This window comes from Pseudooceanicola batsensis HTCC2597 (genome assembly GCF_000152725.1).
GTDB lineage: Bacteria > Pseudomonadota > Alphaproteobacteria > Rhodobacterales > Rhodobacteraceae > Pseudooceanicola > Pseudooceanicola batsensis.
In genome coordinates, this window is the sequence record NZ_CH724131.1 from 861530 (window position 1) to 878740 (window position 17211).

Genomic DNA, 17211 nt, shown 5'->3' on the forward strand with positions numbered 1-17211 from the left:
GCTCCGCCGGATCAAGCCCCGATCAAAAAAAGAAGGGGGCCTGAGCCCCCTCCTACGCCTGCTTCGCCGCCGGGCGCGGTTCCGTCACCGCCCCGGCGGGACGGCCTCACCGTTTCTGACGTTCCGCGGCAAGTCCCTTGTAGATCGCGTAGCACATGATCAGCAGGACGACCGTGAACGGCAGCCCCGTCGAGATGACCATGGATTGCAGCGACGCGAGACCGCCGGCCGAAAGCAGAAGCACGATGGCCACGGCGCCCTCGAAGATGCACCAGAAGACCCGCTGCGGCACGGGGGCATCGACCTTGCCGCCCGCCGTGATCGTGTCGATCACCAGCGAACCGGAGTCCGACGAGGTCACGAAGAACACGATCACCAGGATGATCCCGACGAGCGAGGTGATCCCCGCCAGCGGCAGTTGCTCGAGCATCTTGAAGAGCTTCAGCTCCAGCGGCGCGTCCTGCGCGGCGGTATAGCCGTCCTGGACCACCTGCTGGATCGCGGTGCCGCCGAAGACGGACATCCACAGCACGCAGACGAGGCTCGGGATCAGCAGAACGCAGATCACGAATTCCCGCACCGAGCGGCCGCGCGAGACGCGGGCGATGAACATGCCGACGAACGGTGACCAGGAGATCCACCAGGCCCAGTAGAACGAGGTCCAGCCCTGGCTGAAGTTCACGTCCTCGCGCCCGACCGGATTGGAGAGCGCGGGCAGGTACTGCACGTAGGCCACGAGGTAATCGACGAAGCCCGTCAGGATCGCGACGGTCGGTCCGACGAACAGCACGAAAAGCAGCAGCAGCGCCGCCAGCCCCATGTTGAGCTCGGACAGCACCTTGACCCCGCCGTCGAGGCCCCGCACCACCGAGATCAGGGCGATGGCCGTGATCGCCGAGATCAGGATCACCTCGGTGGTGGCACCGACCGGCACGCCGAACAACTCGTTCAGGCCGGCATTCGCCTGCGTCGCCCCGAAGCCGAGCGAGGTGGCCAGCCCGAAGAGCGTCGCGAAGACCGCCAGCGTGTCGATGAGATGGCCCCACCAGCCCCAGACGCGTTCGCCCAGCAGCGGGTAGAAGGCCGAACGGATCGTCAGCGGCAGACCCTTGTTGTAGGTGAAGAGCGCGAGCGCCAGCGCCACCACGGCATAGATCGCCCAGGGGTGCAGCCCCCAGTGGAAGATCGTCGCCGCCATGCCCAGGCGGATCGCCTCCTGTTCGTTGCCGCCGGCCGCGCCGAGCGGCGCCCAGTCGGTCCGCGCGCCGCCTTCGACGGCCGTGCCGCCCATGGCCGAGGAGAAGTGGCTCATCGGTTCCGAGACGCCGTAGAACATCAGGCCGATGCCCATGCCGGCCGCGAACAGCATGGCGAACCAGCCGATGTAGGAATAGTCCGGCGTCGCATCGGCCCCGCCCAGCCTGACCGAGCCGAGCGGCGTCACGATCAGCAGCAGGCAGAAGATGACGAAGAGGTTGGCCGCCCCGAGAAAGAACCAGTCGAAGCCCTTGGTCACTGCGCTGAACAGCCACGAAAAGACCGCGCCCGCCTGATCCGGAAGCGCCAGCGTGTAGAACACGAAGGCCACGATGGCGAGGCCCGAGATCAGGAAGACCGGGTTGTGGATGTCGAAGCCGAAGGGGCCGACATTGCCGTCGATGTTGTCCTGACCGATCTCGTAATCGGTGTCGATCAGGTCCGATGCGCCTTCCGGCGCCGGTATCCCTTGACCCGTCTCATCAGAAGTTTCTGTCATAGTGTTATCCCTATTACCTTTTTTCGGGTCTCGGCCCGATCAACTGTCACGCACCACGAGTACCGAAGCCTTGGCATGGCTGGCGAGCGTGCCGCCGTTCGACGGCCACACGTAATCGGCGATGTTGGGCACATGGCTCGCCATCACGACCAGATCGGCCCCGGTCTCGTCCACCGCCTTCATCAGCGTAGGATCGAGATCGGTCGCCGGGTCATGGCTCGTCATGGCGTGCGCGCCGGTCGTGATCCCGTGCCGTTGCGCCTGTTCCTTCGCGAAGGCGCTGAGCTTCTGCGCGAATTCCTCGGGCGTATGCGCGACCGAACTGGGCGCGGCCGCGGAAACGCCGACATAGATCGTCTCGGCACCGAACTGGCTGGCCAGGGCGCCGGCACAGGCCAGGGCCTTCTCCAGCCGGTCGGCATGGGCCAGGTCCACCGGGACCATGATCTTTTTGAACATGCTGATTCCCTTCCGTTCCTTGCGCCCGGTCCCGGCTCTGCGTCCGGCTGCACGATCGGGCAAGACAGGTCGAACCACACTCGGCCGTTCAACCCATTGGAACAGCGTAACCGGAAACGGCCCTTAACTACAGGCATCGACGGCGAAAAAATGTGCAAATGCGACATTGGGCATGCCGCTTTCCGCGAACGGCCCCACACCACGAAAGAGTTGCGAACGGGTTATCAGCGCTGCACAGCGTCACCCAAGTTACTGTACAGACGCCACTATTTCTTCAGAGGCCCTCGGGAACCGTTGGTTTTTCCACGCGGGACGAAGCAGCACATGCGCATGAACCGGGGAAATAGGTGCGACGGACCCTGGCGCAAGGGGTTCGGAACCTTGTCCACTGTCGCGGAAAGCCTCCCCGGCGCGCCGGAAGGCTCCCAGACCACTTTGGAATGTGTTGCCTTTCTAACGCCTTGCGGACAAAGCTTCATCCAGAAGGGCAACCACCTTTTCCCGTGGCGCATCGGCCGTCACGAAGGCACGCCCGATCCCCCTGGCCAGCACGAAACGGATCTGACCGTCCATCACCTTCTTGTCCTGGCCCATCAGATCATAGAGCGCCTCGGCCGGGGGTAGATCGCCGGGAATGTCCGCGAGATCCGTCTTCATCCCCATCGCGGCGAGGTGGGCCCTGACCCGCGAGGGGTCCTCCTGCGGGCAGAGCTCCAGACGCGACGAGAGCTCGAAGGCCAGCGCACAGCCGATCGCGACGCCCTCACCATGCAGCAGCCGGTCGGAATATCCCGTCGCCCGTTCGAGCGCGTGACAGAAGGTGTGCCCGAGGTTCAGCAGCGCCCGGTCGCCCTGCTCCGTCTCGTCCCGGGCCACAATGGCGGCCTTCATCTCGCAGGACCGGCGCACCGCGTGAATGCGGGCCGCCGTGTCCCCCCGGGCAAGCGCCTGGCCGTTGTCCTCGAGCCAGTGAAAGAAATCGGCATCCCCCAGAAGGCCGTATTTCACCACCTCGCCGTAACCAGCCAGGAAATCGCGGGCCGGCAGGGTCGCCAGCGCGTCGATGTCCGCCAGAACGAGGCTGGGCTGGTGGAAGGCGCCGATCAGGTTCTTTCCCTGCGGCGCGTTGATCCCGGTCTTGCCGCCGACCGAGCTGTCGACCTGCGCGAGCAACGTGGTGGGGACCTGAACGAACCGCACCCCGCGCCGCAGCACGGCGGCGGCAAAGCCGGCAAGGTCCCCGATGACGCCGCCGCCGAGCGCCACCACGACGTCGCGGCGTTCGACCCTCTGCTCGAGCAGCCATTCCACGGCGCGCGAGAACTGCTCCCATCCCTTGGTGGCCTCGCCCGCCGGCAGCGCCAGGGCCGCGGTTTCGATCCCCTCGGCGGCCAGCCCCGCCTCGAAGGCCGCCAGGTGCGTTCCGGCGACGGTTTCGTCGGTCAGGATCGCGACGCGCGGGCGGGACAGCATGGGCCCGATGTAATCTCCGGCATCGCTCAGAAGCCCCTCGCCGATATGAATGGCATAGCTGCGCGCGCCAAGGTCCACCTGCACCGTTTCGGTCATGTCGCCTCCAATACATCCGGCCGCGCCGAAACGGCCCGGGCCACGCGCTCGGCCATGTCCTGCACCGACAGGCCCTGTTCCGCCGGCACGCTTACATCGGCCTGTTCGTAGAACGGCACGCGCGCCAGATAGAGATCGCGCAACGTGCCCCTGGGGTCCGGCGTCCGGAGAAGCGGCCGGGTGTCGCGGTGCCGAACCCGGTTCCAGAGCAGTTCGAGATCGGCGTTCAGCCAGACCGCCAACCCCTTGTCCGAGATCAACCCACGGTTCCGCTCCGCCAGATAGGCGCCGCCGCCGGTGGACAGCACGCAGGGCGCGCTTTCGAGAAGACGCTGGATCACCTCGGTCTCGCGCGCCCGGAAGAACGCCTCGCCGTCACGGTCGAAGATCTCGGCGATGGACATGTTCGCCGCCGCCTCGATCTCGTGGTCGGAATCGAGGAACGGCACCCCGAGCTCGGCGGCGAGGGCCCGCCCCACGGCAGTCTTGCCCGCGCCCATCATGCCGACCATCACGATGGTCTTCTTCAGCACCCAGCCCATGCGCCCCGTCCCGTTGCCCGGTCCCGTTGTCCGGCCCCGGCATTCGCCGTTTCTTTTCCCGGTTCACGGTTGAATGACGTGATCTTGGGCAAAAGGCCAGTTATATTCCTCGAAAAAGGCAGGCAGACAGAGGCAGCTCGAACATGTTTCGGATCATCAAATGGCTGATCGTGTTGATTATTCTCGGCGCTATCGGGCTGACCGGCTATGCCTACATCGGCCCCTACTTCGGCGTGGATTTCACGCCCCCCAAGGTGGAGATTCGGGAACCCGTGGTGTTGGATGCGAACTAGCTCGGCAATTATCCACCGATTTTGCCTGGCCGCGACGCTGGCACTGACCGCCGGCACCGCTCCGGCGCGCGAGCCGATTTCCGCGATAGACTGGCTGGACCGGCAGGACGGCCTCGCCGGACTGGGCGCGCAGCCGGACGGCGACACCACCACGACACCGAACATCGCCGAACCGCCGGTCGCCGACAGCGTCACCACGCCCCAGGTCGAGACCCGACCGCTCGATGCGCCGCAGGCCGGCGCGGTCGGGCTGCTGCCCCGCTCCGTCACCGGGCTGCCGGTGACGATCTGGGAAAATTCGCAGTCCGCCACCCTGACCGGCAAGCTCGAACGCCTGGACGTGACCGGCCTTCCGGCCATGCAGTCGCTGCTCTATTCGCTGCTGCTGACCGAAGCCGAGCCCCCCCGGCAGGATCGGGGCGGCCTGTCCTTCCTGCTGGCGCGGATCGACGCGCTGATCGAACTGGGCGCGGTCGAACCCGCCCTGTCGCTGACCGAACGCGCCGCGCCCGAGACCGCGCCGGCGCTGTTCTCCCGCTGGTTCGACCTCGCCCTGCTGACGGGCAACGAACACCGCGTCTGCCAGGAAATGCGCGACCGCCCCGCCCTGGCGCCGTCGCTGCCCGCACTGGCCTTCTGCCGCGCCAGCCAGGGTCAGTGGGACCTGGCGGCCCTCACGGTCGGCAGCGCCGCCGCGCTCGAGATGATGCCGGCGGCCGAGGAAAGCCTGATGCGCCTCTACCTCGATCCCGACCTGGCCGAAGCCACGCCGCAGATGCCGCCGCCGGCCACCATAACCCCGCTGTCGTTCCGCCTTGCCGAAGCCATCGGGCATCCGCTCCCCGCGACGGGCCTGCCCCGCGCCTATGCCATGGCCGACCTGCGCGGCCTCTCGGGCTGGCGGGCCGAGATCGAGGCCGCGGAACGCCTGACACGCACCGGTGCGCTGGCCGAGAACCGGCTGCTCGGCGTCTACACCGACCGCAAGCCCGCGGCCTCGGGCGCCGTGTGGGACCGTGTCGAGGCCGTGCAGGACCTCGACGCAGCCATCCGCTCCGGCGCGAGCGACGCGATTTCCGCCGCGCTGCCGCCGGCCTGGAAAGCCATCCGTGACGCGGAACTCGAGGTGCCCTTCGCACGGCTGTGGAGCGCAGAGCTGACCAAGGCCGCTCCGACCGGGGCCGCGGCCCGGCTGGTCTTCGAAATCGCCATGCTGAGCCCGGATTACGAGACCCACGCCGCCGCGCTTTCCCCGGTCGGCCCGCGCGAGACCTTCCTCGCCGCGGTCGCCGGCGGCGACCCGTCCTCGGCCTCGGCGCCCGACGCCACCGCCCGCGCGATCCAGCGAGGCTTCTCCGGCACCGGCGCGATTCCCGACAGCATCCGCCTCGCCTTGCGCGGGGAAAAGCTCGGCGAGGCGATCCTCGAGGCCATGAGCCATGTGTCGCGGGCGGCCGAGGGCGCCACCAAGGACATCGCCCCCGCCCTGGCCACGCTGCGCGCGGTCGGGCTCGAGGACACCGCCCGCCGCACGGCCCTGCAACTGATGATCCTGGACCGCCTCCGGTGACCGGGTCCGCCGCGCACCGCTGGATCTCGTCGTTCCTCGAGGCCCAGGCCGCCGAGGCCGGCGCCTCGCGCAACACGCTGCTCGCCTACGGGCGCGACCTCAAGGATTTCGCCGGCTGGCTGGAGCGGCAACACCACGCCATCGACAGCGCCACCCGCGCGGATGTCGAGGCCTATCTGACCGACTGCGACGCCCAGGGCCTGTCGCAGGCCACGCGGGCGCGGCGCCTCTCCGCGATCCGGCAGCTCTTCCGCTTCGCCTTCGAAGAGGGCTGGCGCTCCGACAACCCCGCCATCGAGATCCGCGGCCCCGGGCGCAGCAGGAAACTCCCCAGGACACTGACCACGGACGAGGTGGGCGCCCTGCTCGACGCCGCCCGCACCAAGGGACGGAACGAGAGCGACCGCCTGCGCAACACCTGCCTGATGGAACTGCTCTACGCCACGGGGATGCGGGTCACGGAACTCGTCTCTCTCCCCCTTGCCGCGGCCAGGGGCGATCCCCGGATGCTGCTGATCCGTGGCAAGGGCGGCAAGGAACGCATGGTCCCCCTCTCGCCCCCCGCGCGCGAGGCACTGGCCGCCTGGCTCGCCGCCCGCGAGGCCCGGGACGAGGCCCTGCCCCGCGGTGCCCGCCCCTCGCGTGCGCTCTTTCCCTCGCGCTCGGCCGAAGGGCACCTGACACGGCACAGGTTCTACATCCTGATCAAGGAGATCGCCCTCGCCGCCGGGGTCTCGCCCGCCAAGGTCACGCCGCACACCCTGCGCCACGCCTTCGCCACGCATCTGCTCGAGAACGGCGCCGACCTGCGTGCGATCCAGACCCTCCTGGGTCATGCCGACCTGGCGACGACGGAGATCTACACCCACGTGCTGGAACATCGGCTGCGGGAGCTGGTGGAAACCCACCACCCGCTGAATCGCGCCGCCTCCGACCCGGCTTGATCCCGCGGGCGACGGATCGCATAAGGCAGGTTCTAGCTCCGGGGGCACCATGACCGAACCGCTGACCACCGCCTATGACTCCGCCTTCTGGCTGACAGGGGGCGCCATCCTGCTTCTGCTCGTGCTGTCGGGCTTCTTCTCGGGCTCGGAAACCGCGCTCACCGCCGCTTCGCGCGGCAAGCTGCGGGCGCAGGCCGACAAGGGGTCGCGCGGCGCGCAGCGCGCCCTCGTGATCACCGAGGACAACGAGAAACTCATCGGCTCGGTCCTTCTGGGCAACAACCTGGTGAACATCCTGTCGACCTCGCTCGCGACGGCGCTCTTCACCCGTCTCTTCGGTGACAGCGGCGTCGCGCTGGCGACGCTCGTGATGACGGCGCTCGTGCTGATCTTCGCCGAGGTGCTGCCCAAGACCTACGCCATCACCAATGCCGAGAAGGCCGCCGCCGGCGTCTCGGGCCCGATCCAGTTCGTCGTCACCGTCTTCGCGCCGCTGGTCTCGGCCATCCGGGTGCTGGTCCGCGCGGTCCTGCGCGTCTTCGGCGTGCGCGCCGACCCCGACAGCCACATCCTTGCCGTGCGCGAGGAAATCGCCGGCGCGCTCCAGCTGGGCCATTCCGAAGGCGTCGTGGAAAAGGAGGACCGCGACCGCATCCTGGGCGCGCTCGACCTCTCCGACCGCTTCGTCGAGGAAATCATGCTCCACCGCAGCCGGATCGAGATGATCGACGCCGACAGCCCGGTCGAGGACATCCTCTCGCAAAGCCTGCAGTCCAATCACACCCGCCTGCCGGTCTATCGCGGCGACCCCGAGAACATCATCGGCATCGTCCATGCCAAGGACCTCCTGCGCGCGATCCACAGCATGTCCGTCGAAACCGACCGCTCGCTGGTCGAGGCCTTCGCCGCCTTCAAGATCACCGACGTGATGATGAAGCCCTACTTCGTCCCCGAGACGACGACGCTGGACGAACAGATGCGCCAGTTCCTCAGCCAGAGGACCCACTTCGCGCTGGTGGTCGACGAATACGGCGCGCTGCGCGGGCTGCTGACGCTCGAGGACATCCTCGAGGAGATCGTCGGCGAGATAACCGACGAATTCGACCCCGCGGCGGACCACGACCTGCGCCGCACGGACGACGGCCAGTTCATCGTCGACGGCGCCATGACGATCCGCGACCTCAACCGCGCGATGGACTGGAACCTGCCGGACGAAGAGGCCAACACGATCGCCGGCCTCGTCATCCACGAGGCTCAGACCATTCCCAGCACCGGCCAGGTCTTTTCCTTTCACGGCTTCCGCTTCGAAGTGCTGGCCCGCAAGGACAACCGGATCACCCGACTAAAGATCCGCCCCCTGATGGCCGCCTGATCCGATCGCGCGCCTGCGGCGCATTGCATGCTCGGTTGAGGGGCTCTGCCCCTCGGCCCTCGCGGGCCTCACCCCGGGATACTTCAAAGACCAAAGAAGAGATGGTCGCCCCTGCTTCTTTGGTCCGGAAAATATCCCGGGGTCCGGGGCAGAGCCCCGGTCCCTCGGCATGCAAAAGGCGCGCCCCGCGGGACGCGCCTCAAGTCATTCGGACCGAATGTGCCGGTCAGCCGCGGGCGCGGCCGATCAGTTTCCATGCCGCCGGCAGGATCAGCGCGGCCAGGGCGAGTTTCAGCAGATCGCCGATGATGAAGGGAGTAAGCCCCCACTCCAGGATCGGCTTGTCCCAGCCGTAGAGCATGCCCAGCCAGCCCAGGCCGGGAATGTAGAGCAGGATGTTGCCGAGCAGCATCGCCAGCGCCATCCAGAGCACCGACCGGTCCCAGCCGCGCTGTGCGAGCGCACCAAGCAGGACGGTCGCCAAGACATAGCCCAGCAGATAGCCGCCGGTCGAACCCATCATGTAGTCGACCCCGTTCAGCTCGGCCGTGGAGGACTGGAAGATGTCGAAGCCGAGCAGGCCGATCAGCATGTAGCCCATGATCGTGGTGAGGCCGAGTTTCGCGCCGTAGGCGGCGCCGATGCCCAGCACGGCGAAGGTGCCCATGCCGACCGCGACCGGCGAACCCGGTACCGGGAGCTTGATCTTCGCGCAGACCGCCAGCAGGGCGATGCCCGCGACGACTAGTGCCGCCTGTTTCAGACGCAGGGCCGCGCCTTCGGTCGGACCGAACGCCTCGGTCAGGACGCGTGCCGTCGATGCCTGGGACATGTTTTCCTCCGTTCCCGTCGAACTGTCGTTGCCCCCGTGATGCCCCAAGGGTCGCGGAATCGCAAGCGGAGACGGAGGGCGCTCCGTTCGAAGTTGCAAAGTCGGATTTCGCAAACCGCACCCGTTTGCAAATCCGCTAAGTCGGACCTGTCACCGGGGCATAGCGCGCGACCATCCCGTAATCCTTGCGCGGGCCCGTCACGCGCCAGGCGGTCGACCACAGGGGCCATTGGCTGAAATCATAGGCGACCTCGTAGATGTCGGGAGCGCAATGATGCCGCGTGCCGGGCGCGTCCCCCCCGGCCACGCGATGAAAGAACCGGCCGTCCTCGAAGAAGACCTCGAGACCCGTCGCCGTTTCGCGCCACAGGTACCGCCGGCTCGCCCGCATGGGGCCCTGCCCCTCGATCCGCATTTCGCCGGTTTCGGTGAGGATCAGCCCGCCCGGGTCGGGCGCGAAGACCGACAGGCCCTCGAAGGTCGCATCCGGCCCGATGGTGTTTCGCACGGTGCGACTCATCCGCCACCGCCCTTCGAAGTCGCTCAGCCGCATTGCTCCTCCGCGACACCGGGCCGCCCCCTTCTCCGTCTTGTCCCCCTGATGCCCCGGCGTTAAGACGCGCGCAACCCGGTCCAACAGGAGCGCCCGATGATCCCCCGCTATTCCCGCCCCGACATGGTCGCGATCTGGTCCCCCGAGACCAAGTTCCGCATCTGGTACGAGATCGAGGCCCATGCCTGCGATGCCATGGCCGATCTCGGCGTCATCCCGCGCGAGAACGCCGAGGCCGTCTGGAAGGCGAAGGACGTGGAGTTCGACGTGGACCGCATCGACGAGATCGAGCGCGAGACCAAGCACGACGTCATCGCCTTTCTCACCCACCTCGCCGAACATGTCGGATCCGACGAGGCGCGGTTCGTCCATCAGGGCATGACCTCGTCCGACGTGCTGGACACCTGCTTCAACGTGCAGCTGACCCGCGCCGCGGATATCCTCATCAAGGACATCGAAGGGCTGCTCGCGGCGCTGAAGACACGCGCCTACGAGCACAAGGACACGGTGCGCATCGGCCGGTCCCACGGCATCCACGCCGAGCCCACCACCATGGGACTGACCTTCGCCCGTTTCTATGCCGAGATGGACCGCAACCTCAGCCGCATGCGCGATGCGCGGGCCGAGATCGCGACCGGCGCGATCTCCGGCGCGGTCGGCACCTTCGCCAACATCGACCCGGCGGTCGAGGAACATGTCTGCGACAAGCTCGGCCTCGTGCCCGAACCGATCAGCACGCAGGTCATCCCGCGCGACCGGCACGCCGCCTTCTTCGCCACGCTCGGCGTCATCGCCAGCAGCATCGAGAACGTCGCCACCGAGATCCGTCACATGCAGCGGACCGAGGTGCTGGAAGCGGCGGAATTCTTCTCGATGGGGCAGAAGGGCTCGTCCGCGATGCCGCACAAGAAGAACCCGGTGCTGACCGAGAATCTCACCGGTCTCGCCCGTCTCGTCCGCATGGCGGTGATCCCGGCGATGGAGAATGTGGCCCTCTGGCACGAGCGCGACATCTCGCATTCCTCGGTCGAGCGGAACATCGGACCCGACACCACGATCACGCTTGATTTCGCCCTCGCCCGGTTGACCGGCGTGATCGAGAAGCTGCTGGTCTATCCGCAGCACATGCTGGACAACATGAACAAGTTTCCCGGCCTCGTCATGTCGCAGCGGGTTCTGCTGGCGCTGACGCAGGCCGGTGTCAGCCGGGAGGACGCCTATCGCCTCGTCCAGCGCAACGCGATGAAGGTCTGGGACCAGCGCACCGACTTCCGCGAGGAATTGCTGGCGGACGAGGAGGTGCGCGCGGCGCTTTCAGAAGACGAGATCAACGAGAAGTTCGACCTGGGCTATCACACCAAGCACGTGGACACGATTTTCGCCCGGGTCTTCGGCGAGGGTTGAGCGCGGCTCTCGCCCAGTCGGCGGGCCCGGCCCCGGCGAGAGGGCCCGGGCCGCCCGTTCCCGGCCTATGGACATGCCCGCGTGACGCCCATATGGCTTGGGCCATGTTCCAGACCATAGCGCCGGGGAAGGCCTGAATCATGTGGGGCCGACTCAGCCAGACCAACCGCGCGATCCTTCTGATGATCGGCGCCATCTTCTGCTTCACTGCCATGGACGCGGCGGCCAAGGCGATTTCGATGCAGTCCAGCCCGGTCATGGCCCTCTGGGCGCGGTATACGGGCCAGATGACGCTGGTGCTGATCCTGGTGGCACCGCGCCTGCGCAGCGTCGCCCGGACCGAGTTTCCGAAATTGCAGGTTCTGCGGTCCATCTTCCTGCTCGGGGCGACGGCGTCCTTCTTCACCGGCCTCACCTTTCTGGGGCTCGCCGAGACCACCGCTCTCATGGACATCAACCCGGTGCTCATCACCCTTGGCGCGGCGGTCTTTCTCGGGGAAAAGCTGGGACCACGCCGCATCCTGGGGATCGCCGCGGCGCTGGTCGGCGCGATGATCATCATCCGACCCGGCAGCGGCGTCTTTTCGTGGGCGGCCATCTTTCCGCTCATGGCGGCCGTCTTCTATTCGGCCTATTCCCTGGCCACCCGCTTCGTCGGCCATCGCGAGGATCCCTGGACCTCGCTGCTCTATGCGGCGCTCTTCGGATCGGTCGTGATGACCGGGATCGCCATCTTCAACTGGCACACCCCCGACTGCACGACGATCGCGCTGATGCTCGTCCTTTCGGTCGTCGCCACCTTGGGGCAGCTGTTCCTGATCCGCGCCCTGGCCGGCGGCGAGGCCGCCATGCTAGCCCCCTTCGCCTATTCCGGGCTGATCTTCGCCACGCTCTGGGGCCTGCTCTTCTTCGACGAGTTCCCGGATTTCTGGACCATTGTCGGTGCAGTTGTGGTGGTCGCCGCCGGGCTTTATGTCTGGCACCGAGAAACCCGCGCGGCCCCCGCCCTGGCGCGGGCCAAGGCCGATGAAGGACACTGACGAGGTCACATGATGGAGCCGAAAGACCTCCCCCTGCCACGACGCATCGGGCAGTTCCTGATGAACTTCGTCCTGGAAGGGATGCTCCGCCTCGCGCTGGCCCTGCCCTACGAACGCCGCGTCCCCCTGGCCGGATGGCTCGTCTCGCGGATCGTGGCGCCGCTGGCCGGGTGGCGGCGCCGGATCCGCACCAACCTCGCCCATGCCTGGCCGGACCTGCCCGGCGACGAGGTCGAACGCCTGGTCCGCGCCGTGCCCGACAACGCCGGCCGTGCCCTGATCGAGATGTACTCGGGCGACGACCTGAAGGCCCGGGTGCGCCAGGTGACGCCCGAAGGCCCTGGCTGGGCCGTGGTGAAAGAGGCGCATGCCGAGGGGCGGCCGATCTTCTTCCTCTCCGGCCATTTCGGCAATTACGACGCGGCCAGAAGCCTCGTCGCCATGGAATTCGGCGAGATCGGCGCCCTCTACCGCCCGCTCAACAACGTCTATTTCAACCGGCACTACGTCGAGGCCATGACCACCGTCGCGCGACCGCTCTTTCCGCGCGGCCGCCGCGGCCTGGCCGAGATGATGAAATACGTGCGCAAGGGCCGCTTCGTGGCGATCCTGAACGACCAGCACTTCGGCCACGGCGCGCCCCTGACCTTTTTCGGGCGCACCGCCTATACCGCGCTGTCGATTCCCGAAATCGCCATGAAGCTCGACGCGCTGATCGTTCCGGCCTATGCCATCCGGCAACCCGACGGCCTGTCCTTCCGCGTCGTCTTCGAAGAGCCGATCCCCCACACGTCGCCGGAAGAGGTCGGACAGGCCCTGAACGACTCGCTCGAACGGCGCGTTCGCGACAATCCGGGCCAGTGGCTCTGGCTCCACCGCCGGTGGAAGCCCGGGCCCGCGGGACCGGACGCCCGGACCGGTTAACGCAACCGGGCGGCCGCCTCGATGGGCCCCGGGCCCGCCTGCTGGATCAGCACCACGACGGGCTTGTCGCCCGGCACCTCGATCTCGGCCTTGTAGGGCTCCTGCGCATCCCATTCCGCCAGCAGATCCCAGTCGGTGACGATGTTGGAATATGAAAGCTTGTGCCCCGCATTCTCGCCGCGCTGGATCTCGACCTGCGCTTCGGGGACATACCGCACGATCTGGACGAGCAGCGGCCCCGCGATCCGGTCGACCGCCTCCGCGTCGATCCCGACCCGGTCCGGACCGCGCCGCTCGAGCGTCAGATGCACGCGCACCGGACGGTCGCGGTAGGAGTCGATGAGGTCGGTCACGTCCATTGGGTGATTGCCCACCACATCCGCCTCGCCGCCGATGATCATCTGCGGCGTATAGACGGACCGTCGCCCCGCGGCCTTGGCATAGGCTTTCTGACGTGCCGAGAATTCGGGCGATCCGAAGACGTCCTTCCAGCCGATATAGTCCCAGTAATCCACATGGAGACCGAGCGCGATGACATCCTCGCGCGGCGCGAGCACGGACAAGAACGCATCCGCCGGCGGGCAGGAGGAACAGCCCTGCGAGGTATAGAGCTCGACCACGACGGGCGTATCCTCCTGCGACCGGGCCGGCCGGGGATCGGTCGCGAACCCCAACAAAATCAGCGCTGCTATTCCTATCCTGCCGATCATCCGATCCTCATGTCCCCATTTGCTGTGCATCTTGGTAGTCAATGCGCGCTGAAACAACCAATCAAGGTTTCGAGAACTTCGGCGACCGGCGGCGCATTTCTTCCGAGAAAGTATACAATGGTACACATAACCGCCCGCGCCCTCTTGATCCGTGGCCGGCAATGGGGCAGAAGCAGGCCAGCTACGACCCTCATTTCATTGGAAGGGAGCCACCATGCCCATCACCGTCGGACAGGACACGGCCAAGACGCGTCGCACGCTCAAGGTCGGATCGTCGAGCTATGCCTATTATTCCATCCCCGCCGCCGAAGAGGCCGGTCTGGGCGACTTCTCCGGCCTGCCCGCCGCGCTCAAGGTGGTGCTCGAGAACATGCTGCGGTTCGAGGACGGCAAGACCGTCACGACCGACGACATCAAGGCCTTCTCGGACTGGGGCAAGAAGGGTGGCAGGAACCCGGTCGAGATCGCCTATCGTCCGGCCCGCGTGCTGATGCAGGACTTTACCGGCGTTCCCGCGGTCGTCGATCTTGCCGCCATGCGCGACGGCATCAAGGGGCTGGGCGGCGACGTCCAGAAGATCAACCCGCTGAACCCGGTCGATCTGGTCATCGACCACTCGGTCATGATCGACGAATTCGGCAACCCCCGCGCCTTCCAGATGAACGTCGACCGCGAATACGAGCGGAACTTCGAACGCTACCAGTTCCTGAAATGGGGCCAGGGCGCCTTCGAGAATTTCCGCGTCGTGCCCCCGGGGACCGGCATCTGCCACCAGGTGAACCTGGAATACCTCGCCAAGGCCGTCTGGACCGACAAGGATCAGAACGGCGAAGAGGTCGCCTATCCCGACACGCTCGTCGGCACCGACAGCCACACCACCATGATCAACGGGCTCGCCGTGCTGGGCTGGGGCGTCGGCGGGATCGAGGCCGAGGCCGCGATGCTGGGTCAGCCCATCTCGATGCTGCTGCCCGAGGTGGTCGGCTTCAAGCTGACCGGCGCCATGGTCGAGGGCACCACCGGCACCGACCTCGTGCTCAAGGTCGTCGAGATGCTGCGCGAAAAGGGCGTGGTCGGCAAGTTCGTGGAATTCTACGGCGACGGGCTGGACAAGCTGCCGCTGGCCGACCGGGCGACCATTGCCAACATGGCCCCCGAATACGGCGCCACCTGCGGCTTTTTCCCCATCGATGCCGAGACCCTGCGCTATCTCACCCAGACCGGCCGCGGCGAAGAGACCGTCGCCCTGGTCGAGGCCTACGCCAAGGAGAACGGGTTCTGGCGCGGTCCGGATTACGAGCCGGTCTACACCGACACCCTTTCGCTCGACATGGGGACCATCGTGCCGGCCATCTCGGGCCCGAAACGGCCTCAGGATTACATCGCGCTGGACAAGGCGGCGTCGGAATTCGGCAAGTACATCAAGGGCTTGCGCGAAGGCAAGGATGCCAGCGCCAGCACCGAGGCCCGGTGGGAAGGTGAAGGCGGCGCACCCGAACCGCGCGAAATCCCCGGCAACGAGGGGCACCACAAGCGCGCCTGGTACAGGGACGAGGACGGCTCCACGCACCAGCTGCACGACGGCTCGATCGTGATCTCTTCGATCACCTCCTGCACCAACACCTCGAACCCCTACGTGATGATCGGCGCGGGCCTCGTGGCCAAGAAGGCGCGCGAGAAGGGCCTGACCCGGAAGCCCTGGGTCAAGACCTCGCTCGCCCCCGGGTCGCAGGTCGTCTCGCATTATCTCGAGGCCGCCGGGCTTCAGGACGATCTCGACGCGATCGGCTTCAACCTCGTCGGCTACGGCTGCACCACCTGCATCGGCAACTCCGGCCCGCTGGCCGCGCCGATCAGCGAATGCATCAACGACAACGACCTCGTCGGCGTCTCGGTCCTCTCGGGCAACCGCAACTTCGAGGGCCGGATCAGCCCCGACGTGCGCGCCAACTACCTCGCCTCGCCGCCGCTGGTGGTGGCCTACGCGCTGGTCGGCGACATGAACGTCGATATCGCGAAAAGCCCGCTCGGTCAGGACCAGGACGGCAACGACGTCTACCTCAAGGACATCTGGCCCTCGCAGAAGGAAATCGCCGACCTGGTCGAGAAAACCGTGACCAAGGAGGCTTTCCAGTCGAAATATGCCGATGTCTTCGAGGGCGACGAGAAATGGCGCTCGGTCGACACGACGGACAGCGAGACCTATGACTGGCCGGCCTCGTCGACCTACGTCCAGAACCCACCCTATTTCCAGGGCATGTCCAAGACCCCCGGCACCATCTCGAACATCGAGGGCGCCAAGATCCTGGCGATCCTGGGCGACATGGTCACCACCGACCACATCTCTCCGGCGGGTTCGTTCAAGGAAACAACTCCGGCCGGCAAGTACCTGACGGACCACCAGGTTCCCGTGCGCGAATTCAACTCGTACGGATCGCGCCGCGGCAACCACGAGGTGATGATGCGCGGCACCTTCGCCAACATCCGCATCCGCAACGAGATGCTGGACGGGGTCGAGGGCGGCTATACCCTGGGCCCGGACGGCGACCAGACCTCGATCTACGATGCGGCCATGGCCTACCAGGACCAGGGCACCCCGCTGGTGATCTTCGGCGGCGAACAATACGGCGCCGGGTCCTCACGCGACTGGGCGGCCAAGGGCACCGCGCTGCTCGGGGTCAAGGCGGTCATCGCCGAGAATTTCGAACGGATCCACCGCTCGAACCTCGTCGGCATGGGCGTCATCCCCTTCGAGTTCACCGGCGGCGACACCCGCAAGTCGCTCGGCCTGAAGGGGGACGAGACGGTGTCGATCTCCGGTCTCGACACGATCAAGCCGCTGCAGGAGGTGCCCTGCACCATCACCATGGGCGACGGCTCGACGAAGGAGATCACCCTGAAGTGCCGGATCGACACCGCGATCGAGAAGGAATACGTCGAACACGGCGGCGTCCTGCACTACGTCCTGCGGGACCTGGCGCAGGCCTCCTGATCGCACCCGAAACAGATGATGAAAGGGCCCCTCACGGGGCCCTTTTTTTCGTGCGTAGCCCTAGGGCCGGTACGCGGTCGTGCCCGGTCGCCCCGAGGGCATCCCGACCGTCCTCCGCGATGTCATCCGTCATCCTCGGGCCTAGCCCCAGGGCTCCCCGGCCGATGCGGGCACCTTCGTCACGACATTCTCGGATCAGGTCCGGGGATGACGCCGCTCCACGTCTCCACCGTCTCCTCGTCCAGACGCAG

General features: G+C 66.8%; 15 protein-coding genes. 8 read left to right on the forward strand and 7 right to left on the reverse strand.

Translation table 11 applies throughout. The annotated features are described in order from the left end of the window. Positions 1 to 106: 106 nt before the first annotated feature. The 4 genes from OB2597_RS08125 to OB2597_RS08140 form a co-directional block, all read right to left on the reverse strand. Positions 107 to 1756 carry a BCCT family transporter gene (locus OB2597_RS08125; protein WP_009805061.1) on the reverse strand — a complete coding sequence of 550 codons (1650 nt, stop codon included), beginning with the start codon at positions 1754 to 1756 and terminating at the stop codon, positions 107 to 109. Between the two features lie 39 nt (positions 1757 to 1795). Next, on the reverse strand, positions 1796 to 2215 hold the full coding sequence (locus tag OB2597_RS08130; RefSeq protein WP_009805062.1) for a universal stress protein: 420 nt from the start codon (positions 2213 to 2215) through the stop codon (positions 1796 to 1798). A gap of 453 nt (positions 2216 to 2668) precedes the next feature. Further along, positions 2669 to 3784: a 3-dehydroquinate synthase gene (gene aroB / locus OB2597_RS08135; protein ID WP_009805063.1), complete on the reverse strand. Its 1116-nt coding sequence runs from the start codon at positions 3782 to 3784 to the stop codon at positions 2669 to 2671. After that, positions 3781 to 4326, reverse strand: a complete 546-nt coding sequence (locus OB2597_RS08140) for a shikimate kinase (RefSeq protein ID WP_009805064.1) — start codon at positions 4324 to 4326, stop codon at positions 3781 to 3783. The genes aroB and OB2597_RS08140 overlap by 4 nt, the downstream gene beginning before the upstream one ends. 143 nt (positions 4327 to 4469) lie before the next feature. Here OB2597_RS08140 and OB2597_RS22255 point away from each other — a divergent pair, with 143 nt between their 5' ends. From OB2597_RS22255 to OB2597_RS08155, 4 genes are read left to right on the forward strand one after another with little or no spacing between them, the layout of a single operon-like run. Beyond that, on the forward strand, positions 4470 to 4619 hold the full coding sequence (locus tag OB2597_RS22255) for a hypothetical protein (protein WP_009805065.1): 150 nt from the start codon (positions 4470 to 4472) through the stop codon (positions 4617 to 4619). Next, on the forward strand, positions 4609 to 6189 hold the full coding sequence (locus OB2597_RS08145; RefSeq protein ID WP_009805066.1) for a hypothetical protein: 1581 nt from the start codon (positions 4609 to 4611) through the stop codon (positions 6187 to 6189). Before OB2597_RS22255 ends, OB2597_RS08145 begins: the two co-directional genes overlap by 11 nt. Further along, positions 6186 to 7133, forward strand: a complete 948-nt coding sequence (locus OB2597_RS08150; protein ID WP_009805067.1) for a site-specific tyrosine recombinase XerD — start codon at positions 6186 to 6188, stop codon at positions 7131 to 7133. The genes OB2597_RS08145 and OB2597_RS08150 overlap by 4 nt, the downstream gene beginning before the upstream one ends. A 49-nt stretch (positions 7134 to 7182) precedes the next feature. Beyond that, positions 7183 to 8505: an HlyC/CorC family transporter gene (locus tag OB2597_RS08155; RefSeq protein WP_009805068.1), complete on the forward strand. Its 1323-nt coding sequence runs from the start codon at positions 7183 to 7185 to the stop codon at positions 8503 to 8505. Positions 8506 to 8731: 226 nt separating this feature from the next. On the opposite strand, the gene OB2597_RS08160 is transcribed toward OB2597_RS08155, so the two are convergent. After that, the gene (locus OB2597_RS08160; protein ID WP_009805069.1) at positions 8732 to 9337 is read right to left on the reverse strand and encodes a biotin transporter BioY; all 606 of its coding nucleotides are present in this window, start codon (positions 9335 to 9337) and stop codon (positions 8732 to 8734) included. A gap of 136 nt (positions 9338 to 9473) precedes the next feature. Then, positions 9474 to 9890, reverse strand: a complete 417-nt coding sequence (locus OB2597_RS08165) for a DUF6314 family protein (protein WP_009805070.1) — start codon at positions 9888 to 9890, stop codon at positions 9474 to 9476. 96 nt (positions 9891 to 9986) lie between these two features. On the opposite strand from OB2597_RS08165, the gene purB reads away from it, so the two are divergent. The 3 genes from purB (at position 9987) to OB2597_RS08180 (ending at position 13258) form a co-directional block, all read left to right on the forward strand. Next, on the forward strand, positions 9987 to 11294 hold the full coding sequence (purB, locus tag OB2597_RS08170) for an adenylosuccinate lyase (RefSeq protein WP_009805071.1): 1308 nt from the start codon (positions 9987 to 9989) through the stop codon (positions 11292 to 11294). Positions 11295 to 11434: 140 nt separating this feature from the next. Further along, on the forward strand, positions 11435 to 12334 hold the full coding sequence (locus tag OB2597_RS08175) for a DMT family transporter (RefSeq protein WP_009805072.1): 900 nt from the start codon (positions 11435 to 11437) through the stop codon (positions 12332 to 12334). Positions 12335 to 12343: 9 nt separating this feature from the next. Continuing rightward, on the forward strand, positions 12344 to 13258 hold the full coding sequence (locus OB2597_RS08180; RefSeq protein ID WP_009805073.1) for a lysophospholipid acyltransferase family protein: 915 nt from the start codon (positions 12344 to 12346) through the stop codon (positions 13256 to 13258). Here OB2597_RS08180 and OB2597_RS08185 read toward each other — a convergent pair. Continuing rightward, positions 13255 to 13968, reverse strand: coding sequence for a DUF1223 domain-containing protein (locus OB2597_RS08185; protein ID WP_040609215.1), 714 nt, complete (start codon positions 13966 to 13968; stop codon positions 13255 to 13257). The two genes, OB2597_RS08180 and OB2597_RS08185, sit on opposite strands and share 4 nt — an antisense overlap. A 214-nt stretch (positions 13969 to 14182) precedes the next feature. Between OB2597_RS08185 and acnA the strand changes: the two genes are divergently transcribed. After that, complete coding sequence (acnA, locus tag OB2597_RS08190; protein WP_009805075.1) at positions 14183 to 16960, forward strand: aconitate hydratase AcnA; 2778 nt, start codon at positions 14183 to 14185, stop codon at positions 16958 to 16960. The last annotated feature ends 251 nt before the right edge of the window (positions 16961 to 17211 follow it).